This is a genomic window from Rhodohalobacter halophilus, from assembly GCF_001715195.1.
Taxonomy (GTDB): Bacteria; Bacteroidota; Rhodothermia; order Balneolales; family Balneolaceae; genus Rhodohalobacter; species Rhodohalobacter halophilus.
In genome coordinates this window covers 1-23,094 of record NZ_MDWE01000033.1, presented here as the reverse complement: position 1 = coordinate 23,094, position 23,094 = coordinate 1, and the positions used below count along the sequence as shown (strand labels likewise).

Genomic DNA, 23,094 nt, shown 5'->3' with positions numbered 1-23,094 from the left:
TTGGTTCTTCGGGAAGGTATTTACATTGCAAACCTTTTCGTATATTTAGTGCTTATAAAAATTTTTCAGAATGAACGATATCGTTCAATATGGCTAAAAAATTCGACGAAGTTAAACAGCTCGCTTACCCAAAAGCGGAAGTGGAAATCCTGAATTGGTGGAAGGAGAACAAGATTTTTAAGAAAAGTCTGACTTCCCGCGAGGATGGAATTCCGTTCACGTTCTATGAGGGGCCACCCACCGCGAACGGAAAACCGGGTATTCACCACGTGATGGCGCGGACCGTAAAGGATCTGTTCTGCCGCTACAAAACACTGAAGGGTTTTCGCGTAGATCGCAAAGGCGGATGGGATACCCACGGCCTTCCGGTAGAGATTGAAGTGGAGAAGGAGCTGGGACTCGAAGGTCGATCCCAGGTTGAAGATTACGGCATGGCCGAGTACAACGCCAAGTGCCGCGAGAGTGTACTCAAATACAAGGATCTGTGGGATGATCTCACGAATCGAATGGCTTATTGGGTGGACTTGGATGATCCCTACGTCACATTCGAAAATGACTACATTGAGTCGGTTTGGTGGGCGTTCAAAGAGCTTTATGATAAAGGATTGGTCTACCAAGGATATAAAATCCAGTGGTACTCGCCGGGCAGCGGAACCGTGCTCTCTTCGCACGAGGTGAGCCTCGGCTATAAAGAGACGCAGGATCCGTCGATCTACGTCAAATTCCCGCTGGATGCCGACGAAAACGTATTCTTCCTCGCATGGACCACAACTCCGTGGACCATTGTTTCGAACATGGCGCTGGCCGTGAACCCGAAACTGGAGTATGTGAAGGTGAAAGTGAGTGAGGGTGATCGCACCGAATTCTACATCCTGGCCAAAGACTGCCTGGAAGATGCCCTCAACCACGACTATGAAATTGTAGAGAGCTATAGAGGTTCCGACCTGATCGGCTGGACCTATAAGCCTGTTTTTGAATTTGCCCTGAAGGAATTTAAGAAGGAAGAAGCCTGGCGAGTTATTGAAGCAGATTACGTAACCACCGAAGATGGTACCGGCGTGGTTCATACGGCACCTGCTTTTGGTGCGGATGACTACGAGTCGTGTAAGAAAGCCGGAATTCCAATGTTTAACCCGGTTGACAGGGATGGAAGATTTACGGATCAGGCACCCGATTTTGCCGGTCAGTGGTTTAAAGACGCCGATAAAGAGATCAGCCGCGCCATAAAGGAGAAGAACCGTATGTATCACCATGATGTGTACGTGCACAACTATCCGTTCGACTGGCGCAAAGGCACGCCGCTGATGTCGTATCCGGTAGAGTCGTGGTTTATCCGCACCACCGCCGTAAAGGATAAAATGGTGGAGCTGAACAAGGGAATTAACTGGAAGCCGGAAAGTACCGGAACCGGACGTTTCGGAACCTGGCTTGAGAACAATGTGGACTGGGCCGTTTCGCGTCAGCGCTACTGGGGTACACCGATACCGATCTGGGTGAGCGATAAAAACCCGGAGCATATCGAGTGTATCGGAAGCGTGGAGGAACTGCGCAAGAAAGCGGGAATCTCCGATGATGTGGAGATCGATCTTCACCGTCCGCACATTGATGAATTTACATGGGAAGGCCCCGATGGCGGAACCATGAGACGTATTCCGGATCTGCTGGATGTATGGTTTGATTCCGGCTCGATGCCGTGGTCGCAGTGGCACTACCCGTTTGAGAACAAAGACAAATTTAAGACCAACTTCCCGGCCGATTTTATTGCTGAGGGTGTGGACCAGACACGCGGCTGGTTCTATACACTTCACGCACTGGCTACTATGCTGTTTGATAAGCCCGCATATAAAAATGTGGTCTCCAATGGGCTGGTGCTCGATGCTAACGGCGAGAAGATGAGTAAGTCGAAAGGGAATTCGGTGGATCCGTTTGAAGTGATCCAGAAGTATGGAGCCGATACCGTTCGCTGGTATATGATGAGCAACTCTTCTCCGTGGGAGAATCTCAAGTTCAGCGAAGAGGGCTTGCAGGAGACACAGCGCAAGTTTTTCAATACCATCGTGAACACCTACTCATTCTTTGCGATGTATGCGAACATTGATGGGTTTACCTACTCCGGTTCGCCGCTTCCAAAGTCGGAACGAACGGAGATGGACCGATGGGTGATCTCACGCCTTAACACCACCGTGAAGTGCGTGGATGAGTACCTGGATGAGTATGAGCCGACCAAAGCGGCCCGGGAAGTGGAGCGTTTTGTGGAGGAGCTGAGTAACTGGTACGTCCGCCGGAACCGGCGCCGCTTCTGGAAAGAGGGCAAAAGTCTGGACAAAACGGCCGCCTATCAAACCCTGTATGAGTGCCTGGTCAGCCTGGCAAAAATCATCAGCCCTACTGCGCCGTATCTGGGCGAATGGCTCTATCAGCGATTGAATGAAGTGACCGGACAGGATGAAGAGTCCGTGCATATTTCATTCTACCCAACCGTAGAGGAGACCGCGATCGACAAGCAGCTTGAACGACGTATGGATATTGCACGAACCGTGAGTTCCATTGTGTTGCGCGTGCGGAACCAGATTGACATCAACGTGCGGCAGCCACTCTCTAAAATCATTCTTCCAATTGATGAAGAGGAACGATCTGTGGTTGAAGCCGTGAAGGACATTATTCTGGACGAGGTGAACGTTAAAGATATTGAATTTGTCGATGACGACTCCGGAATTGTCAGTAAAACGGCGAAGCCAAACTTCCCGGTGTTGGGAAAACGGCTGGGTAAGAAAATGAAACCGGTTGCAGCTCGTATTCAAAATCTTTCTACCGAAGAGATTTCTGAATATGAAAATGAAGGCGCTATTGAGCTTGAAATTGAGGGCGGTGATAAAGTTCGGATCTCATCCGGTGAGATTGAGATCCAACGTTCCGGACTGCAGGGGTGGTCGGTGGAAACCGAGGATGGCATTACCGTAGCTGTGGATACAGAAATTACACCAGAACTTCAGAAAGAGGGCCTTTCTCGCGAATTTGTGAACCGAATTCAGAATATGCGGAAAGAGGCCGATTTTGATGTAACCGACCGGATTGTGATCGGCTTTGCCGGCAACAGCGAAATTGCCGAAGCCGTTGATGCAAACCGTGAAAACATCAAGTCGGAAACTCTGGCAGAAGAAATTACCCCTGAACTACTTGACGTATCAGATTTTGTGAAATCCTGGGATATTGAAGACCGGGATTGTGAGATTTCGATACGAAGAATTACTAACAACTAATCATCAGAATTATGGCATCTTCAAAAGATTCCAAATCAAAAGATCGAATCAGTCCGTATAACGACGAAGAACTGGAATATTTCCGTGAAATTATCCTTAAAAAACGGGACGAAGCGGAACAGGAGCTGAATGCTCTTCAGAGTACTCTGCGCGAAAGTATGGAGAACTCTTCGGATGAATCGGCCTACTCATTTCATATGGCAGATGCCGGTACGGATGCACAGGAGCGTGAAAAGACGTACATGCTCTTTAACCGTACAAAGAAGTTTATTCGCTACCTCGACGATGCACTTACCCGTATTGATAATAAAACATACGGTGTGTGTAAAGTTACAGGTAAGAAGATTGCCAAAGGCCGTCTTGAAGCTGTGCCGCACACGCAGTTGAGCATTGAGGCAAAACTGAAACGCAGATAGTTAGCAACTGAATTTTGTCTGAAAAAGCGAAAAAGCTACTCACCTTTTCTTTACCGGCTATTGTGGTTCTGATCCTGGATCAGCTATCAAAGCATGCAATTCGTACCAACCCGAATTTGCACCAGGTTGACCTTATTGAAGGGTGGCTCGCTTTTAATTTTACCAAAAATCCCGGTATGGCCATGGGAATGGACTGGCTCTCTACGCCTACCATTAGCATTATTGCCATTTCGGCCACCATCGGGATTATCGGTTACATTGTCTACACCCTGAATAAAGCCAATTTTGGGTACCTGATGTGCATGGGGCTGATTATTGGGGGAGCACTTGGGAATATCTACGACCGTCTGTTTATGGGAATTGTGGGCGGATACGGCGGTGTTTTGGAGGGGCATGTTGTCGATTTTATTCACTTCTATTTGAGAGTCGGTGATACACCCGTTTTTCCGTACATCTTTAATGTTGCAGATATAGCAATTTCTACTTCAATTATTGTGATGATACTGTTTCACAAAAAAATCATGCCGGAAGAGGAGCGTAAAGAGAGTAACGAAATAGAAGATAACGCTGCTGAAATATCAGGTGGTAAAGATGCAGGTGCTACAGATCATTCAGCTATAGGTTCTGATGTAGGGAAGGATTAAAAAGTCAGCAAGCAGAGAGTTAAGATCTTTTGAGATATAGTATCATGCAACACGCCTTTCTTTGAAAAGCGCTCCTTACAAATCTTTAATGAACTTGGTTGCATCTTGTGAATTTCTGTTGCGAAATGCTCTTTCGGAAGGAGAGAGTTGATTACTCAAGCATCAGTTTTTTCAGAAATCCCTCTTTGGATTGGGGTTTGTCGAGTTTCTCATCGGGGTGATCCGTATCGATGTGATCCAGAGGAATGGGCACTTCATCCACCATTTCCAGACCAAAGCTTTTCAGTCCAACGCGTTTCACTGGATTGTTCGTAAGGAGTCGCAACTTGCGGATTCCGAGCATGTGCAGAATCTGGGCGCCGACACCGTAATCACGAGAGTCCATTTTGGAACCCAGTTTCGACCGGATTTGATCTTTATTCAACCCATCATCCTGAAGGCGAATTGCAGTAATTTGATCGACAATACTAAATTCCCGGCTCATCTGATCCATATAGAGTACTACTCCATGATCGGACTTGGCAACCATCTTCATGCTCTCGTGCAGCAGGCCGGTTTTATCGCTTCGCTTGCTGCCGAAAATATCGGCCAGCGGATTTGCGGAGTGCACCCGGACTAAAACAGGATCCTCTTTTGTCCATTCACCTTTTGTGAAGGCCAGGTGGTGCTCTCCGGTGAGTTTCTCTTCAAAAACATGCAGCTTGAAATCGCCGTGGATGGTTGGCATATCAACCGAAAGCACCTTTTTGATGAGCGACTCATGCTTCATCCGGTAGGCGATCAGATTTTTAATCGTCACCAGTTTCATGTCAAACTTTTTAGAGAGTTTGATCAGCTCGGGGAGGCGTGCCATCTCTCCGTCGTCGTGCATAATTTCGCAGATGATACCGGCAGGTGCACAGTCAGCGAGCCGTGCTAGATCAACCGCAGCTTCGGTGTGCCCTGCTCTCCTGAGAACGCCACCTTCAACACTGATCAGTGGAAAAACATGGCCGGGACGCCGAAAGTCTGAGGGGTGTGCTTTCGGGTTGATCATCTCTTTGATCGTATTTGCACGATCGGGTGCGGATATACCCGTAGTAGTCAGCTTTTTGTGGTCAACAGAAATGGTAAATGCGGCCTCATCCGGATCAGCACCTTCGGTGACCATATAGTCCAGGTTCAGCTCGTGGGCACGGTGGCGGGTGATGGGTACACATACCAGGCCGCGTCCATGTATTACCATCGTATTGATGGCATCCGGTGTGACTTTGTCGGCAGCCATCAGAAAATCTCCCTCATTCTCACGGTCTTCATCATCCACAACGATGATCATTTTACCCGCACGGATATCCTCAATGGCTTCTTCTATGGAATGGAAGGGAGAATCACTCATAACAAATAAACTGCCGTGTAACCGGTATCGCCGGGTTACTTCTTATTTGGATTTACGTCGGTAATAGAGCCCTTTTGAAAGCGAGCTTTCACGCCGCTGTCAATTTCGAGCAGTACGGTTTCATCTTCAATGGATGTAACTACACCAAACATACCGCCGGAAGTAACGACTTTATCACCCTTTTTCATTTCACTTACTTTTTTCTGAATCTCTTTCTGTCGTTTGCTTTGTGGGCGAATAATGAAGAAGTAAAAGACAAAGAAGAGGGCTCCTAAAAAGAGAAGGTTAATCATAGCGCCGTCGCCACCGCCTTCGGGTGAACCCAATAGAAAAAATACTTGCAAGAAAGTCATATCAGTTGATAGAATTGAATTTTTGTTTCAGCTAAACAAGATACACTTTTTCCGATGGGTGGGCAATTGAAGTCTGCCGTGCTGAGCTGTTTTCATGCTCTTTTCGGGTAGAAATACCAAATGGCATGTAGAGCGGACAGCTTCCCGCAAAACTGGTAAGCAAAAACACGATAGCCAACGCTCCGAGAATGATGGCCGTTGATCCGGAAATTGTTCCGCTAAAGTAGAGCACACCAACCCCGACAGCGATGATTGAACGGATGGCTTTATCGATAGAACCCATATTTTTCTTCATATCACAAGTACTTTAATGAGTTGAATGGAAAACAGGTACAAACTCTTTAAGGGGTAGCGATTCAGACTTTGAAGTATCATTCTTCCCTCGTTCAAGAGTCATTTCATACATAACCTGGTCGTTACGGTAGTATCGTTTTTGGTAATAGATCGGTTTCTCACCAATGGTATAGGAAATCCGGTCAATTAAGAACAGTGGTGTATTAACAGGGACATCAAGCTGCTCGGCAAGATCTTCATCTGCTGCAGTGGCAGACATCCGATAACAACCTTTGGTGACTTCAATGTCGTAATCGTCTTCGAGGATTGAGTAGATGGTTTTCTCCTTCAAGGCTTCTTTCGATAGCAACTGACCATAAAAAATTGGCAGCCAGGAGGTGTCGTACGCAATGGGTTCACCATCTCCCAGGCGAAGCCTGTCAACCTGAAGTACTTTTATATTCGCTTCAATGTTAAGGCGTTCAGCCAGCCATTTAGGCGCTGTAATTACCTCGAATCGTTTAACCACAGAAGAAGCTTCCAGTCCTGCAGACTTCATATCCTCATTGAAATCGGTAAGCTTTACAAGATTGTGTTTTTTTCTTCCGTCACTCACAAATGAGCCAAGTCCCTGGCAGCGATAGATAATCTCTTCGTTTTCAAGAGATTGAAGTGCGCGCCGAATGGTTACCCGGCTGACGTCAAATTTTTTTGCGAGCTCATTTTCGGATGGAAGTTTCTCATCCGGTTGGTATACACCTTTCTCAATTTCCTCAACTAACCACTGTGTGATTTGAATGTGTCGCGGTATTCCTTCTTTTAATGTCATGCCTGATAAATTTATTTGATGAACAATATAAAGAAATAATCAACACACATCAATACTTGTATTAACATGTATTTTTTGGTAATATAGACAAATAACTCTAAATAAAATTTCATTGAATATGGAAGATCTGAAAATCAGTACGGGGAAAGAGGTTAAGGCTCAATTTTCAAGACCTTATACGTCACACCATCAAGTAATAGTTGTAGGCGGTGGATCGGCCGGCATCTCTGTTGCTGCTCAGTTAAATAATAAATTGAAGAGTAGTGATATTGCGATCATCGATCCTGCCAGCGACCATTTTTATCAGCCATTATGGACACTTGCAGGTGTTGGTGTTGTTGAAAAAGAAGAGACCCATAAACCAATGGGAGAGGTTATTCCTGAAGGTACCGTTTGGATTCAAGATGCTGTTACCGGTTTTGATCCTGATAACCAGCTTGTTATAACAAAGAAAGGGGATCATTATTCATATGATTACTTAGTAGTGGCGCCCGGTATTCAGATTAACTGGGATGCAGTGCCCGGCCTTGCAGAAGGTATAGGTTCTAATGGGATTTGCAGTGTTTATTCATACAGATATGTCGATTATGTTAATGAGTGTGTGAATAACTTAAAGGAGGGAAAGGCTCTGTTTACCCAGCCCATGGGGCCATTTAAGTGTGGCGGTGCTCCGCAGAAAATCATGTATATGTCTAGTGATACATGGCGAAAAAAAGGTGTTTTAAAGAACATAGATGTGAATTTCACTAGTGGGGGCTCCATAATCTTTGGTGTGCCAGAAATTGCGGAAGCATTGAAAAAACCAATAGAGCGATATGGCATATCCACTCATTTTTCACACAACTTGAAGGAGATCAAAGTAGAGGAGAAAATAGCTGTTTACGACATTTATAAAGATGAAAAAGTAGTAGATCAAAAAGAGATCAAGTTTGATATGCTCCATGTTACCCCTCCTATGAGTGCACCGGACTTTGTAAAAAGCAGTCATCTTGCCAATGCTGATGGCTGGGTAGATGTGCATAAACACACATTGCAACATAATAAATATCCAAATGTGTTTGGTTTGGGAGATGCAGGCAGTACGCCAAATGCAAAAACCGGAGCGGCAGTGCGTAAACAGGCTAAAGTTGTTTCCGGAAACATACTTTCGCTGATCAATAAAGGTGAGCTGGATAAATCTCAACACTATAAAGGGTATGGATCGTGTCCGTTACTCACAGGTTATGGAAAGCTTATTTTGGCTGAGTTTGACTACGATAACAACATGATGCCATCATTCCCGATCAATCAAGCGAAGGAGAGGTACTCCATGTATGTTATGAAGAAAGAGGTGCTTCCACGCCTTTACTGGCATGGGATGCTTAAAGGGAGGGCGTAAGACTCTTCAGTAACAATAAACAGGTAGATAGAAAAGATCTATCTCACTTGTATTGACAAGTAAATACAAACACTGTATATTTGCTTTTGAATTAACTAAAAACATAAAATTTGAATCATGTTAGACTTTTTATATCAACCGTGGCCTTGGTATGTGGCCGGCCCGATTATCGGATTAACTGTTCCCATTCTGTTGCTGCTTGGCGGTAAAATGTTTGGGGTGTCAGCAAACCTGCGGCATGCTTGTGCGGCGTGTAACTTCGGGAATATTGAGTTTTTTAATTACGACTGGAAAAAGGATGGCCGATGGAATCTGACTTTCCTGATCGGTACGATTTTGGGGGGATTTTTAGGCGGATATGTTTTCGCAAATCCGGAGCCTATTCAATTAGCTGCCTCCACAATAACAGATCTGCAGGCGTTGGGTATTCAGGATTTTAGCGGACTTGTACCAAACGACCTGTTCGCATGGGATATGCTTGGAACAGGGGTTGGTTTAACCGTGCTGGTTCTAGGTGGGTTTTTGGTAGGATTCGGGGCCCGATATGCAGGCGGATGTACTTCAGGTCATGCCATATCAGGTTTGTCAGATCTACAGCTGGCATCATTGATCGCTGTAATCGGATTCTTTATCGGTGGCTTAATCATGACATTCTTTATCTATCCAATCATACTGGGATAAAGAAATGAGTGACCTGTAAGCATTCCGACAGCAGTTGGAACCTGACAGCGTCAAGAAAAAAACCATTAGTAAACAAGAAATTTTTAAACCGAACGCTTTCAGGTCTCGTGGACGCTGAAAGGTTCTAAGACAAATAAATCATGAAATTTACAGAATATTTAAAATATCTATTGATCGGTACAGGGTTTGGCTTTGTATTGGTTAAATCAGAAGTCGTATCCTGGTTCAGAATTCAGGAGATGTTCCGGTTTGATTCGATTCATATGTACGGAATCATCGGATTGGCAGTTATCGTAGGCATCATTTCTGTTCAGATCATCAAGAGAAAAAACATGAAAGATGCTGAAGGAAACCCAATATCCATTCCGCCAAAAGATCCGTCACAGGTTACCAGGTATATAGTCGGTGGATCGATCTTCGGATTGGGGTGGGCTCTCTTGGGCGCGTGTCCGGGACCCATGTTTGCACTGCTTGGAAGCGGGTTAACCATTATGGTGATCCCAATATTAGCAGCTTTGGCAGGTACATACACATACGGACTGTTAAGGGATAAAATTCCACATTAATTCGGCCTCCCCTCTTGCGTGTCCCGTGCGATTCGGGGAGAGGGGATTGAGGGGTGTGTTGGAAAACGAACTGATGAAGCAAAGTAAATGAGATAACATCCCCCCGGGGCAATCACTGAACGCGATTACTCATCCCCCCTTCAATGGAGGACTTTTTCAAGAATATTTAAAACAAAACAACAAAGGTAGAACAATATGTATTTCAAACAATTCTTTGATGAAAAATTAGCGCAATATGCATACCTGGTAGGATGCCAGGCGAATGGAACTGCTGTAATCATTGATCCGATGAGAGATATCGATCAGTACATTGATCATGCAGCAAACCAGAATTTAACGATTACTGCCGCTGTGGATACACACATCCACGCCGACTACATTTCAGGACTTCGTGAATTCGCAGAGCGTGGCGTAAAAGTGTACGCTTCTGATGAAGGAGACAAAGACTGGAAATATGAGTGGCTGAAAGGCAGTGATTACGACTATGAACTGCTGAAAGATGGCGATGAATTCAAAATTGGAAATATTACCATTAAAGCGTGGCACACACCCGGTCACACACCTGAGCACCTAAGCTATTTTGTAACGGACGGTGCGGCGGCAGATGAACCGATGGGAGTTGCTACCGGAGACTTCGTATTTGTAGGTGATGTTGGGCGTCCGGATCTGCTGGAATCCGCCGCAGGCCAGGAAAACGTAATGGAGCCTTCTGCACGAACCCTTTTCGGAACTGTAGAGCAATTCAAAAAATTACCCGAATATATGCAGGTATGGCCGGGTCACGGTGCGGGCAGCGCATGCGGAAAAGCACTGGGCGCTATTCCGAAAACAACGGTTGGTTACGAGCTGAGATACAATAACTCGCTCAAATCAGCCAGTTCGGAAGACAATTTTGTGAACTTTATTCTGGAAGGTCAGCCTGAGCCGCCGCTCTACTTCGCTCGCATGAAGCGTGACAACAAAATTGGCCCGGCTTTGATTGGCGGTCTACCACAGCCAAAACGACTCACTCTTAACGAGCTGAGAGGATTGGTGGGTAAAGAAGAACCAATTATTCTCGATACAAGAGAAAAAGAGGACTATGCAGCAGGGCATATTCCGGGATCACTGCTTTCACCGCTGAACAAGCAATTTAACACTGTTGCCGGCTCATACATCACCGAAGACGATCAAATCTATCTGGTAGTTAGCGAACATCAGCTCACAGAGGCTGTACGCGATCTTTACAGAATTGGATTGGACAACGTGGTAGGCTATGTAACTCCAAGAGATATTCTGATGTACAAAGATCAGGGTGGCGACATGGAGAAGCTGGAAGTGGTGAATTTTGAAGATGTGGAAAACCTGGACAGCAATGAATTGGTTGTTGACGTAAGAAAAGCATCTGAATTTGAGGCTTCTCATGTAGAAGGTGCCGTGAACTTTGCACACACCAGACTATTGCCGAATAAAGAGAACATCCCTTCAGGTAAAAAGCTCTACCTGCACTGTATGACAGGCGGACGATCTGCTGTAGCATCAGCATTTCTGAAGAGAAACGGATTCGATGTTGCTCTCATTGATGACAACTTCGAACAATACATGAGCAAAATTAAAGCTTAAACAAGAGATCAGGAAAATGGCCGGCAACAAAAATTGTCGGCCTTTTTTACTCAAGTGGAGAAATTAAAAACACATATCAAAAAAGTTGTACCTATAGCAGATACGCTTGGTTCATACAACAAGAACCTGCTTAAGGGAGATTTAAATGCCGGTGTTACCGTAGGCATTATGCTTATTCCCCAGGGAATGGCGTACGCAATCTTAGCGGGCCTTCCACCGGTTTATGGTCTTTACGCGTCAATTATCCCATTGGTTATCTATGCCCTGTTTGGCACTTCACGCCAGCTGGCTGTTGGTCCGGTAGCAATGGTTTCACTTCTCGTAGTAGCGGGAGTCGGAGAGTTTGCCGAAGTGGGAAGCGCGCGTTTTATCCAGTTAGCAATTTTAACCGCACTTGGCGTTGGGCTTGTACAGTTTTTAATGGGTCTGTTCAGGATGGGATTCCTGGTAAATTTCTTATCACACCCTGTTTTGAGTGGATTTACATCGGCTGCAGCTTTGATTATTGGCGCCAGCCAGATTAAAAATTTAACCGGGCTTGACCTGCCCAGAACGAATCAAGTTCAGGAGATTGCAATAGAAACCTTCAGGCGATTCACAGAAATTGAACCGATCACAGCGGCCATTGGAATCGGTTCAATAGCTGCAATTGTTCTGATTCGAAAGTGGAAGCGAACATTTCCATCAGCCTTGGTAGTGGTGGTGGTTGGAACTGTAATCACGGCACTTTTTGGGCTGAACCAGCACGGTGTTGCCATAGTTGGAGACATCCCTACAGGTTTACCGGAATTCAGCCTGGAGTTTCTGAATTTGTCAGATGCACGAATTTTATTACCAACAGTGCTGATTATCTCACTTGTCAGTTATATGGAGTCCATTGCCGTGGCAAAGGCTATTGCCAACAAACACGGTTATAAAGTTGATGCAAACAAAGAACTAATTGCTTTAGGTGCAGCCAACATCGGTGGATCATTCTTTCAGGCATTCCCGACAACCGGTGGATTTTCCAGAACAGCAGTGAATGACCAATCCGGTGCTAATACAACGATTGCATCCATCATCAGTGCGGTAATTATTGCACTTACCGTTCTGTTTTTAACACCGCTCTTCTACTATCTGCCAAGTGCAGTACTTGCTGCGATTATCATGGTAGCTGTGGCCGGCTTGTTTGATTCATCAGAAATGAAACATCTCTGGAAAACCGATAAACGAGATTTGGCCATGTTGCTGGTTACGTTTGTTGCAACGCTTGCGCTCGGAATTGAAGAGGGGATAGCTATTGGTGTGTTGCTTTCACTGATTTTGGTAATCTACAGCAGTACAAAACCGCATAGTACAGAGTTGGGGCATTTAGGCGAGACACAAAATTACAGAAATATCCATCGCTACACCGAAGCTGTTGTGGAAGATGATATCCTGATCTACCGGTTCGACTCCTCCCTGTATTTTGCAAACGCCGAAAATTTTCAGGATACGCTATATGCAAATATGGATCGGCACGGTGACGATCTGAAATTAGTCATTCTGGATGCATCGGCAATTAACTCAATTGACTCCACAGGCAAACATGTGTTGATGGAAGTTGTAAAAGACCTGAAGGAGAAAGGTGTTGAACTGTTTATCGCAGGTGCAATTGGCCCGGTCAGAGATAAGCTTAAAACATGTGGCTTACAGGAGGCGATGGGAGATGATCACTTCTTTTTTGACGTATCTGATGCGGTCTCCTACTACAAAGAAGTTCCAAACAGAATTGCGAAGAGATATTCGCCCACGCAGACAAATGTTTAACCGGTGTCATCTGACAGAGATCAAGGAAAGTTATGAGATCGGGAATTGAAACTTAATAAGGTGTAAATGAGATATGGAAACTGAGATTATTATTGTTCTGTCCATCATGGCATTCACCATTTTTATGCTGGTGACGGAAATGGTTCGGATTGATGTAACAGCCATAATTACCATGCTTTTGCTAAGCTGGACGGGAATTTTAACGACAGACGAGGCTCTGTCAGGTTTTTCGAGTAACGCAGTGGTGGCAATGATTGCCGTAATGATTTTGGGTGAGGGAATTGCCAAAACAGGAATGATGTCGCGATTTTCGAAATGGCTGCTCAAGCGTGTTGGCAGGAAAAAGTCGTCGGTATTAGGTTCGCTCTCACTTTCGGTAGGTACACTTTCAGGAGTGATTCAAAATATCGGAGCAGCAGCTCTTTTCCTTCCAAGTATTATCGACATCGCTCGTCGTATAAAAATTTCAGCATCCGTACTCATAATGCCGATCGGGTTTGCGGCGATTATTGGCGGTACGTTAACCATGGTAGGTTCCGGGCATCTGATTCTTACCAACGATCTGCTGGAAAGTGCAAACCTCGAGCCATACGGACTTTTTGCTGTAACTCCGGTGGGAATCGCATTGCTACTTTCTGCCATTATATTCTTTGTGTTACTGGGTAAGTACTTTTTGCCACAGGATACATCAGGCAGTGAAATGGGCATGACCGAACAGGAAAAAATTGTGGACGCTTTCAGTCTGAACAAAGATATTCGCTATTTCAGGGTAGAAAATGATTGCAAAGCGATAAACAAAAGTGTGGAAGAGACCGGAATATGGAAAGATTATGGCATCAATATTTTGGCGCTGAGTGATTCCAATGGTAAGGATATAAAATATGCTCCCTGGCGGGAAACGGAGATCAGTCGCGGTGACATCATAGCACTTTACGGTGAGGCGGAAGATCTGAATCGATACGTGGCTGATCACAACCTTACTGAAACGGAAGATGATCAAATTTTTGAAGGGATCGGTGACCCTGAAGAGTCCGGTTTTGTTGAAGTGATTGTGCCTCCCCGATCAGACCTTGTCGGTCAGACAATCCGGGAGTTCTCTATGAGAAAACGTTACGCCGTAGAGCCGATCATGCTTTTCAGCAAAGGAGAAAGGGTAACAGGAGATTTTTCAGATCATAAAATTCAAGCGGGGGATACATTTATTATTTACGGCCCGTGGAGTAACATCAAAAAACTTCAGAGTACTGACCCGTTTGTGGTAGCTACCCCGATCTCCGTGGAGTCGAAAGATCGGTCCAAAACCTGGCAGGCGGCCGGTAGTTTTCTGCTTGCTATTGTATTGGCGATGTCCGGTTTCTCTATCTCCATTTCATTTTTGACCGGCGCGTTGGTGATGGTTTTAACCAACGTGATGAGCATTCAGGATGCATACAAAGCGGTGGAGTGGAAAGTGGTGTTCCTGCTGGTTGGTTTGATCCCACTCGGAGCCGCCATGCAGAATAGTGGAACAGCAGAGTTTTTAGCTGAAAATGTGATGAGCGTTATTGAGGGAAGTCACCTGTTGGTGTTGCTGTTTACCGTTGGTATTCTATCGACCGGATTTTCACTGGTGATGTCGAATGTGGGTGCCGTGGTGGTGCTTGCGCCGCTGGTTGTGGGTATTGGTGTGATAGCCGGAGTGGACCCAAGGCCGTTGGTATTGCTGGCGGCGGTAAATGCGGGGAACTCTTTTGTGCTTCCGACCCACCAGGTGAATGCACTGATGATGTCGGCCGGTGGATATAAAACCAAAGACTATTTTAAAGCCGGTGGCGGAATGACGATTGTCTTTCTTGTGGTCTCAGTATTGTTCTTTTACTACACCTTCTTTTAAAAGGCATCCACCTTCGCTAAAGCTTCGGAGGACAAGAAAGTGAAAAGTTCCCCCTTTGAAGGGGGATTGAGGGGGATGATCACTGTTAAGAACAGAACCCTCTTTTAAAAATTTCCCGGCATATTGAGTTCCGATAAGGGGCTATGTGGATGATCAGAGAACAGACTGAAAAACCAAATTACGGCAAACACCAAGCAGAAAATGAACACTGAAAACATCAAACTCGGCTTAAAAGAGAACTGGAAGCAGTTCACTCTGCTGGTGCTGATCAACGCATTTGTGGGAGGAATGGTTGGCCTGGAGCGAACCATACTGCCTGAAATTGCAGAGACGGAGTTCGGTATTGCTGCCCGTACGGCAATCTTTTCGTTCATTGTTGTGTTTGGAATTACCAAGGCGTTATCAAACTACTTTGCCGGGCGATTTGCACAGCAGTACGGCCGAAAGAAGATGCTCATTGTTGGATGGCTGTTCGGGCTTCCGGTGCCTTTTATTTTGATGTTTGCCGGAAGCTGGAACTGGATCATTCTGGCAAATGTGCTGCTCGGGATCAATCAGGGACTGGCGTGGTCGGCCAATGTGATCATGAAAATCGATATTGCCGGTAAGAAAGACCGCGGTCTGGCAATGGGATTGAATGAATTTGCAGGCTATCTTGCAGTCGGTATTGTCGCTTTTTTGACCGGCTGGATTGCTTCGGAATTTGGATTGAGGCCGTATCCGTTCTATCTCGGTATCGGAATGGCTGTTATCGGTTTGATTATGTCGATCGCATTGGTGATCGATACCGAGCCGTGGGTCAACCTGGAGTCGAAAGGAGCAAAGACCAGAAAGAGTGAGGGCAGTCTCTTTTGGAAGGCATCGATTGCCGACCGAAATTTGTTTGCAGTATCACAAGGTGGAATGGCTACCAACCTGAAAGATGGAATGGCGTGGGGAGCATTCCCGCTGTTTCTGGCTGCGGCCGATTTGAATATGACACAAATAGGAGTAGTGACGGCGATCTATCCCGCTTTCTGGGGGATCTTTCAGGTTGCAACCGGTAAACTTTCGGATTACACCGGGCGAAAACAGATGCTGGTAGCCGGAATGCTTGTACAGGCCGTAAGCTTGCTTATTTTCCCAATGTTGACCGGATTTTATCAATTTCTGGTGGTGGCGGCACTGCTGGGAATCGGAACAGCCATGGTGTATCCCACATTTATTGCGGCAGTTGCGGACTTGGTTCACCCGCAGGACAGGGCCGAAAGTGTTGGCGTGTTCAGGTTATGGCGGGATGGCGGATATGCAGTTGGTGCGGTATTAACCGGAGTGATTGCGGATGCATTTAATCTGTCGCTGGCCATTACAGCTAGCGGGGTGATCAGTTTGATGTCGGCAATTGTTATAGCCGGAGGAATGAACAAGTTGAACAGGCCGATGAAGTCTGCAGAAGGTTGAATGAAATGGATTTAATAAGTAGTAGGAAGTTTAATCAACTGCTAAAATAAATTTATGCAAAGAATATTAATCGTAACAATTGGAATCATAATTACAGGAATGATCATGTTTAGTTTTTTATCTCGATCGAACGGCGTTGATATCAGTGCCGAAGAGTTCAAAGAGAAAATGGAAGAGGAGAGAGGTGTGGTGATAGATGTCCGCTCCAAAATGGAGTATGACGAAGGTCACTTGAAAGAGACGGATCAGCAGATCGATTTTAATGCCGGCGAGTTTCACAACAAAGTGGACTCACTTGATAAAGACAAAACCTATTATCTCTATTGCCGGTCAGGAAATCGAAGCGGCCAGGCCGCCCGGCTGATGAAAAGCAAAGGGTTCGAAAATGTCTACAACGTAGGCGGATTTGATGACCTCGCCCGAAGCGGTTTAGAAACTGAGAAATAATTCCCATCAGACCGCTTCTCGCGGTCAGATGGATAGATTTCAAATTAAGAGTGAGAGACTCGTGGCACGCCTCAAAGTCGTGCCACGAGTAAATCTTACACCGTATCCGTCAGACCGTTCCACACGGTCAGACGGATGAATAAATATAACTAGATACCCGACTGACCGCATTAAGCGGTCTAACGGGTTGAACAGAAATAAAAAAGGAAATAAATAACCATGAATTTAAGCATACCTAAAAAAGAACTCGAAGAGATCGAATCCGCTATTCAAAGCGAAGAGAGCGTGGTTGGCATCGATGCCAAGAAAACACATGTGATTATCATCCACATGCTCAATCAGATTCAGCAAAAGTTGGATGACCTGGAAGGCAGAATTGAGAAACTGGAGAAGTAAACCGATCCCCGTCAGACCGTTCCACACGGTCAGACGGATAGATTTTTTGATACTCGTGGCACGACTTTGAGGCGTGCCACGAGTGTTTTGCCTCGAAATTCAAAATAATCAGAGTGGTCAGGCGGAGAGCTAATAGTTCTATATTCATCATTCTAACCTCTTGGAGCGGTCTACCAGATTTTTTCGAGGCCGCGGAACGTATGTGATTTCCAATGGGAATGATCATCTGTTCAACGTTCTGCGGCCTTTCTTATCCCGAACCTGACAGCACTTCGCTTTCTGCAAGGATTCTGAATTCTATCCATAATTCGTCCCTAAAGGGACGATTACCACATCGCTCAAAAGAATAATGACCCTGATTGTAACCTGTATAGTCAGAAAATGCCCCGTAGGGACTAAACATGGGTAGAAATAAGTAAATGAGCTACCATATAGAGTGCCTTTAGGTACGAAATACGAGGGGATCATTTATTGTATATTGGGATGGGAAATTTGAATCGGCCCTCTCATTAAAATTATAATTTTGTGCTTCTTTTTAAATTATTTCAACCACCCCTGCGCCCCACCTTGAAAAAGGAGGGGGTTTTTTAAGGACCTCAAAATATTTTAGAAATACTTATTTCCTGGTTGCAATCCCGTGAATCACAAAGGCTTTACCTTGATGATATTTTCCCTCCTCCAGTTGCACCTCTTTCTCCTCAAACAGATCAACCTTCACGCCTTTAAGAAGCGATCGAAGTTCATCATAATCGAATAACAGCTCCTTTGATTTGGGTCCGCCCGAATCACGCCCAAGCTGCTTTTCAGAGTAAAGTTCCAGGATCAAAATTCCTCCGGGCTTCAGGCTTTGGATCACTTTTTGAAGAAACGGTTCAAAAACATCTTTGGGTAGGTGAACAAAGATCAGTGCGGCAGCATCATACTCATTTTCAGGGAGTAAGACATCTTCAGCAAAGGAGACCTCATACCGAATGTTCACTCCATTCTCCCCGGCAAGCTCCAGCGCTTTCTGTTTGGCTTCTTCACTGTAGTCGAAAGCTAAAACATCCCAACCGTTCTTTGCGGCATAGACCGCATTTCGTCCTTCACCCTCGGCCGGAAGGAGCAGTTTGCCGGGATTCATTTTATCGAGTGCCCGCTTAAAAAATTGATTAGGTTCTTTGCCGTAAGCGTACTCACTTTCTGAGTATCGCTCGTTCCAGAAGTCTTTCATGATGAATGATTATACCAGACCTGACAGGTTTTCAAAACCTGTCAGGTCTTTAGATTGATGACTTAATTCTACCCGTTAAACATAGCAAAAGAGTGACTCTGTTTCACTATTCATGGAAAGAGGAGACTTTTTTCTCCATGAGCAGTTTGGCCGGTTTGAATCGATCCCCGTGTTCGTTTTGAAGATTCTTTAACTGTTCAACGATTTTCTCCGGGCTTTCCCGATCAATATACCGGAAGGGACCTCCCAAAAATGGTGGGAAGCCCAATCCCATAATGGCGCCCAAATCCCCATCCGAAGGACTCTCCAGAATTCCCTCTTGCAGGCAGTGAACAGCTTCATTCACCATCACCAGTGCCAATCGTTGTTGAATCTCTTTTTCAGCAAAAGATTTCCGGTTCTGTCCGCCGAAGAATTCATAAATTTTTGAATTCACCTCTTTCTTGGAACCACCTTCATACTTGTAGAACCCTTTTTTATTCTTTCTTCCCTTGTAGCCGGCATCCACCAGCTCTTTTGCCTTCTTGCTGGTTTTAGCACCGCGCGACTCAAACTTATCGCTGAGCACTTCCGCGACGTGAGCGCCAACATCAATTCCAACCTCATCGAATAGAGCAACCGGACCGACCGGGAAGCCAAACTGCTTCATCGCTTTGTCCAGATCTTCAATATCTGCTCCCTCTTCAAGTAGCAAGAGAGCTTCATTCATGAACGGAGCCAGGATCCGGGTGGTGTAAAATCCGGGACCGTCATTTACTACAATCACCGTCTTGCCCTGATTCAGCCCAACTTCATATGCGGTGGCTGTGACCCAATCTGCTGTTTTTTCAGTTTTTATGATCTCCAGTAGCGGCATCTTCTGAACCGGAGAGAAGTAGTGCATCCCGATGATGTTTTCCGGCCGATCCGCTTTGGCGGCAATATCTGAAATCGGTAGTGAAGAAGTGTTAGAGGCAAAGATTGTATCTTCAGATCCATTTTTTTCTACCTCTTTAACGATGCTCTGTTTCAGATCGAGATCCTCAAATACGGCCTCGATTACAAGATCAATCTGTTTAAAACCGTCATATGTTTCGGTGGGGTGAATCAGGCTTGCCTTTTCATCCCGTTCGAAAGAGGAGAGGATATGTTTGCTCACTTTTTTATCCAGGTTTTTAAGAATGTCGGCCTCGCCTTTTGCTGCGTTTTCAATGGATTGATCCTTCAGCCAAACATGATAGCCGTGATCGATGCTCACCTCGGTGATGCCGGAGCCCATCAGTCCTGCACCCAGAACTCCGATTCGCTCCACATCCTTTGCCTGATCTTTTAGCGGATTTTTCTTGGCATCATTCATTGCAAAGAAGAGCTGAACCAGAGCTCTCGATTCAGGCGTGACTGCAAGTTCACCAAAAAGACGCGACTCATTCTTTAAGCCTTTTTTAAATCCGTTTTTAAATCCATACTCAACGCTGTCGATGATCTTCGGTGGAGCAGGGTAGTTACCCTTAGTTCTGCTAAGTGTCTGTTTACGGGCCTGACTGAAAATGATCTTCCGGCCAAGTGGATTTCCTTCCAGAAGCTTTTCGAAAAATGATCGTTTGTCGGGTTGCTTGAATTTTCCTTTCGAAAGTTTCTTCACAGCGGTGACCCCGGCTTTGACAAGAGCATGCTTGTGAACCACCTCACTGGCAAATCCTGTTTTTCTGGCCTGATGGGTGTACATATTCTTGCCCGTAAGCATGTAGGTGAGGGATTTCTGAATTCCGATCAGCCTCGGAAACCGCTGCGTTCCGCCCATGCCCGGAAGGAGGCCTAGCTGAACTTCAGGCAGGCCTATTTTGGTAGAGCCGTCATCCGAAACAATCCGGTAATGACTGGCCAATGCGAGCTCCGTGCCTCCGCCCATACACGAGCCGTTGATTCCCACCACAAACGGTTTTTTAAGGTTTTCAATACGCAGCAGAATTTCATGACCGGTCCAGCTCAGTTCCGAAAGCTCCTCGGCGGTTTCCCGGGTTTTAAACATTTCAATATCCGCCCCGGCTATAAAATTTCCCTCCTTACCACTCACCAGTACGGCGCCTTTCAGAGAGTCATCAGACTCCAAGCGGTCCAGAATGTCGGAGATCTCATCAATCAACGCTTCATTCAGCTTATTCACTTTCTCTCCCGGCGTGTCCATGGTGATAACGGCAACATCCTCAATGGTCTCAATCTGAAATATTTTTTGGCTGCTCATGTGTGTGGGTTTTGAAGTTTTACAAACTTGTGTTCCAAAGTTTCCCTTCCTTCGCAAGGAGGGGATTTAGGGGTGGTTGAAATCTACTTTTCTAAAAAATCTAAATTTATTTCTGAACTAATATCGAGAAATAACCACCCCTTGCCCCTCCTTAAAAAGGAGGGGATAATTACTCTTTATCAATCTTCATTCAACAACATTTAATTACAGAATTATGTCTTCTCATACCGCTCAATAATCATCGCGTGTCCCTGCCCACCTGCGGCGCAGGCTGCAATCAGGGCGTACTTGCCGCCCTCTTTTATGAGGCGGTTTGTGGCTGTAGTAACGAGCCGGATTCCGGTTGCTGCAAACGGGTGACCAATAGACAGCGACCCACCCCAGGCGTTCAGTTTATCACTCGGAACCTCACCAACCTTTTGGTCACGATTGAGCCGGGTTTTTGCAAACTCATCGCTGGCCAGGGCTTTGAGTACGGTCACCATCTGACCCGCAAACGCTTCGTGAAATTCGAAAACATCGATATCATCAAAAGTTAAATTCATTTCGTCGAGTACATTAGGAACGGCAAATGCCGGACCGATCAGCAGCTCATCGTCGGGTCGCTGTGCCACGTAGCTGTAAGCGTGTAAAATCGATTTCGGCTGATACCCTCGCTCCAATGCTTTCTCCTCACTCATTACCAAAGCCGCGGAGGCTCCATCCGTCAGAAATGAAGCATTCCCCGCCGTAACAGTTCCGTGTGGTTTGATAAATGCCGGTCTCAGAGATTCAAGTTTCTCCAAAGATGTATCGCCGCGAACGCCGTTATCTGAATCGATCAGCTTTTCACCGTTTTTAACAGAAACCGGATAGATCTCCTCCCGAAGGTGATCTTTGGCCTGATCCGCCTTGTGATGGGACTGCAAGGCAAATTCATCCTGTTCGCTACGGCTTACACCATACTTCGCAGACATCTTATCGCAGCTTTTTCCCATGGTTTCGCCCGTAGAGAACTCCGAAATAGAAGGAATCTCTGGGAGCAGATCTGATGGGCGCAAACCTTTGAAAAATTTAAGCCAGTCCGTTGGCTTCCGGTACTTTTGTGTTTCCAGTAATTTCTGCCTGAATTTCTTTCTGAACCGGATCGGGATATCGCTCATCACTTCAACCCCACCCACAATAGCGCCTTCAATATGCCCCAGTCTGATGGAGTTCATCGCTGAGGTTAGCGCTACATTGGAAGAGATGCACGCCATGGATACAGTGGTTGCCGGGATATGATCGCCCAAGCCAGATGCAAGAGAAACCTCACGCGCCACATTACTTGTATTGATATCCTGAATAACATTCCCGTAGTAAAGGTGGTCAATATGCTTTGGGTTCAGTTTTGTTTGATTGATGAGCCCGGTAACGGCAAATCGCCCCAGATCATAAGCCGAAAACTTCTTAAAATCTGTTTGAGAACGAAGAAACGGAGTACGTCCGCCATCGATAAAAACAACTTGCCGGGTTGAAGAATTTTTATCCATAAGAAAAAAGGTCAATATGATTTATTGGCACAACTTAACAGTGTTAAGTATGTCTGTATAAATAAAAAAATTTTTTCTGGTAAAAAACTGTTTTGTGGGAGTGAAGAAGTTCTTATATTTGGAATCTGTTAAACAAAAAAGGGGGCAATTAGCTCAGTTGGTTTAGAGCACCTCGTTTACACCGAGGGGGTCGGGGGTTCGAATCCCTCATTGCCCACATATTTAGAAGCCTTGCAACGATAGTTGTGAGGCTTTTTCTATTTATGGGATATGAGTTACTACGTTTACATACTTTACAGCGTTAGCGTTGACCGCTATTTTGTGGGACAGACCTCCAATCTTGAGAATCAATTGAAACGCCATAACGAGGGCAAAAACAAGTACACCAAATCCGGAATTCCCTGGAAGTTGATGTATCAGGAGGGTTTTGATGAGCGGGCTGAGGCGATGTCCAAGGAGGAGAAGATTAAATCTTCAGAGAGCCGGGAACAGCTAAGGAGGTATATTGAGTCTGGAATAAATGAGTTGAATAGATGTTAGCTCAGCCATTCTATTCCAAGGCTTCCAACGGCAGGTTGGTTTAGAATATCCAGTTTTTATCAGGTAGGGAGGGAAACAAAGTTAATTTATGCCACCCACATTCAGAAAGCTTTACAAAGGTAGTTTTAAGTTTTTTTTCAAATTTTGGTCTAACCCCCTATTAACTGGATAAGTATTCTACTTTAGAGAGTTCACATTGTAGTTTAGTTTCGAGATTGGCCTGATAAAGGTCAATTCCATTTTCCATCAAATATTGTTTAGGGCTCTTATAGCCGATTCCAGAATGAA

Annotated in this window: 20 protein-coding genes and 1 tRNA gene; 14 read left to right on the top strand and 7 right to left on the bottom strand. The window is 45.4% G+C overall.

The window, feature by feature from the left end; genetic code table 11:
- Positions 1–89 precede the first annotated feature (89 nt).
- The 3 genes from ileS to BG260_RS09345 are packed head-to-tail and all read left to right on the top strand — an operon-like array spanning position 90 to position 4,320.
- A complete protein-coding gene (gene ileS / locus BG260_RS09355; protein ID WP_069131995.1) occupies positions 90–3,260 on the top strand; it encodes an isoleucine--tRNA ligase in 3,171 nt (1,056 codons plus the stop codon).
- Positions 3,261–3,271: 11 nt separating this feature from the next.
- Positions 3,272–3,676, top strand: coding sequence for a TraR/DksA family transcriptional regulator (locus BG260_RS09350; RefSeq protein WP_069131993.1), 405 nt, complete (start codon positions 3,272–3,274; stop codon positions 3,674–3,676).
- 14 nt (positions 3,677–3,690) lie between these two features.
- Positions 3,691–4,320, top strand: a complete 630-nt coding sequence (locus BG260_RS09345) for a signal peptidase II (RefSeq protein ID WP_069131991.1) — start codon at positions 3,691–3,693, stop codon at positions 4,318–4,320.
- 151 nt (positions 4,321–4,471) lie between these two features.
- On the opposite strand, the gene ribB is transcribed toward BG260_RS09345, so the two are convergent.
- Genes ribB through BG260_RS09325 form a run of 4 tightly spaced genes read right to left on the bottom strand, consistent with a single transcriptional unit; the run spans position 4,472 to position 7,150 of the window.
- Complete coding sequence (ribB, locus tag BG260_RS09340; RefSeq protein ID WP_069131988.1) at positions 4,472–5,695, bottom strand: 3,4-dihydroxy-2-butanone-4-phosphate synthase; 1,224 nt, start codon at positions 5,693–5,695, stop codon at positions 4,472–4,474.
- A 35-nt stretch (positions 5,696–5,730) separates the two neighbouring features.
- Positions 5,731–6,048: a preprotein translocase subunit YajC gene (yajC, locus tag BG260_RS09335; protein WP_069131986.1), complete on the bottom strand. Its 318-nt coding sequence runs from the start codon at positions 6,046–6,048 to the stop codon at positions 5,731–5,733.
- Between the two features lie 31 nt (positions 6,049–6,079).
- A complete protein-coding gene (locus BG260_RS09330) occupies positions 6,080–6,343 on the bottom strand; it encodes a YgaP family membrane protein (protein WP_069131984.1) in 264 nt (87 codons plus the stop codon).
- A gap of 12 nt (positions 6,344–6,355) precedes the next feature.
- Positions 6,356–7,150: a GntR family transcriptional regulator gene (locus BG260_RS09325; RefSeq protein WP_069131982.1), complete on the bottom strand. Its 795-nt coding sequence runs from the start codon at positions 7,148–7,150 to the stop codon at positions 6,356–6,358.
- 118 nt (positions 7,151–7,268) lie between these two features.
- On the opposite strand from BG260_RS09325, the gene BG260_RS09320 reads away from it, so the two are divergent.
- The 9 genes from BG260_RS09320 to BG260_RS14180 all read left to right on the top strand — a co-directional run bounded on the left by BG260_RS09320 (position 7,269) and on the right by BG260_RS14180 (position 17,321).
- Entirely contained in the window at positions 7,269–8,528 is a 1,260-nt protein-coding gene (locus BG260_RS09320) for an NAD(P)/FAD-dependent oxidoreductase (protein ID WP_083750223.1), read from the top strand.
- A 117-nt stretch (positions 8,529–8,645) separates the two neighbouring features.
- On the top strand, positions 8,646–9,209 hold the full coding sequence (locus tag BG260_RS09315; RefSeq protein ID WP_069131980.1) for a YeeE/YedE family protein: 564 nt from the start codon (positions 8,646–8,648) through the stop codon (positions 9,207–9,209).
- 140 nt (positions 9,210–9,349) lie between these two features.
- Complete coding sequence (locus BG260_RS09310) at positions 9,350–9,775, top strand: DUF6691 family protein (RefSeq protein ID WP_069131978.1); 426 nt, start codon at positions 9,350–9,352, stop codon at positions 9,773–9,775.
- Between the two features lie 195 nt (positions 9,776–9,970).
- Entirely contained in the window at positions 9,971–11,377 is a 1,407-nt protein-coding gene (locus tag BG260_RS09305) for an MBL fold metallo-hydrolase (RefSeq protein WP_069131976.1), read from the top strand.
- Between the two features lie 54 nt (positions 11,378–11,431).
- Complete coding sequence (locus BG260_RS09300; protein ID WP_069132054.1) at positions 11,432–13,165, top strand: SulP family inorganic anion transporter; 1,734 nt, start codon at positions 11,432–11,434, stop codon at positions 13,163–13,165.
- 73 nt (positions 13,166–13,238) lie between these two features.
- Positions 13,239–15,038, top strand: coding sequence for an SLC13 family permease (locus BG260_RS09295; RefSeq protein WP_069131974.1), 1,800 nt, complete (start codon positions 13,239–13,241; stop codon positions 15,036–15,038).
- Between the two features lie 201 nt (positions 15,039–15,239).
- A complete protein-coding gene (locus BG260_RS09290) occupies positions 15,240–16,478 on the top strand; it encodes an MFS transporter (protein ID WP_069131972.1) in 1,239 nt (412 codons plus the stop codon).
- A gap of 105 nt (positions 16,479–16,583) precedes the next feature.
- Complete coding sequence (locus BG260_RS09285) at positions 16,584–16,925, top strand: rhodanese-like domain-containing protein (protein WP_069132052.1); 342 nt, start codon at positions 16,584–16,586, stop codon at positions 16,923–16,925.
- A 219-nt stretch (positions 16,926–17,144) separates the two neighbouring features.
- Positions 17,145–17,321, top strand: a complete 177-nt coding sequence (locus tag BG260_RS14180; RefSeq protein ID WP_176719469.1) for a hypothetical protein — start codon at positions 17,145–17,147, stop codon at positions 17,319–17,321.
- 616 nt (positions 17,322–17,937) lie between these two features.
- On the opposite strand, the gene BG260_RS09280 is transcribed toward BG260_RS14180, so the two are convergent.
- The 3 genes from BG260_RS09280 to BG260_RS09270 all read right to left on the bottom strand — a co-directional run bounded on the left by BG260_RS09280 (position 17,938) and on the right by BG260_RS09270 (position 22,266).
- Positions 17,938–18,534: a class I SAM-dependent methyltransferase gene (locus BG260_RS09280; RefSeq protein ID WP_069131970.1), complete on the bottom strand. Its 597-nt coding sequence runs from the start codon at positions 18,532–18,534 to the stop codon at positions 17,938–17,940.
- Between the two features lie 106 nt (positions 18,535–18,640).
- Positions 18,641–20,755, bottom strand: coding sequence for a fatty acid oxidation complex subunit alpha FadJ (fadJ, locus tag BG260_RS09275; protein ID WP_069131968.1), 2,115 nt, complete (start codon positions 20,753–20,755; stop codon positions 18,641–18,643).
- A gap of 212 nt (positions 20,756–20,967) precedes the next feature.
- A complete protein-coding gene (locus BG260_RS09270) occupies positions 20,968–22,266 on the bottom strand; it encodes an acetyl-CoA C-acyltransferase (RefSeq protein ID WP_069131966.1) in 1,299 nt (432 codons plus the stop codon).
- Between the two features lie 142 nt (positions 22,267–22,408).
- On the opposite strand from BG260_RS09270, the gene BG260_RS09265 reads away from it, so the two are divergent.
- Both BG260_RS09265 and BG260_RS09260 read left to right on the top strand, forming a co-directional pair.
- Positions 22,409–22,483, top strand: a tRNA-Val gene (locus BG260_RS09265).
- 53 nt (positions 22,484–22,536) lie between these two features.
- The gene (locus BG260_RS09260) at positions 22,537–22,806 is read left to right on the top strand and encodes a GIY-YIG nuclease family protein (RefSeq protein ID WP_069131964.1); all 270 of its coding nucleotides are present in this window, start codon (positions 22,537–22,539) and stop codon (positions 22,804–22,806) included.
- Positions 22,807–23,094 lie beyond the last annotated feature (288 nt).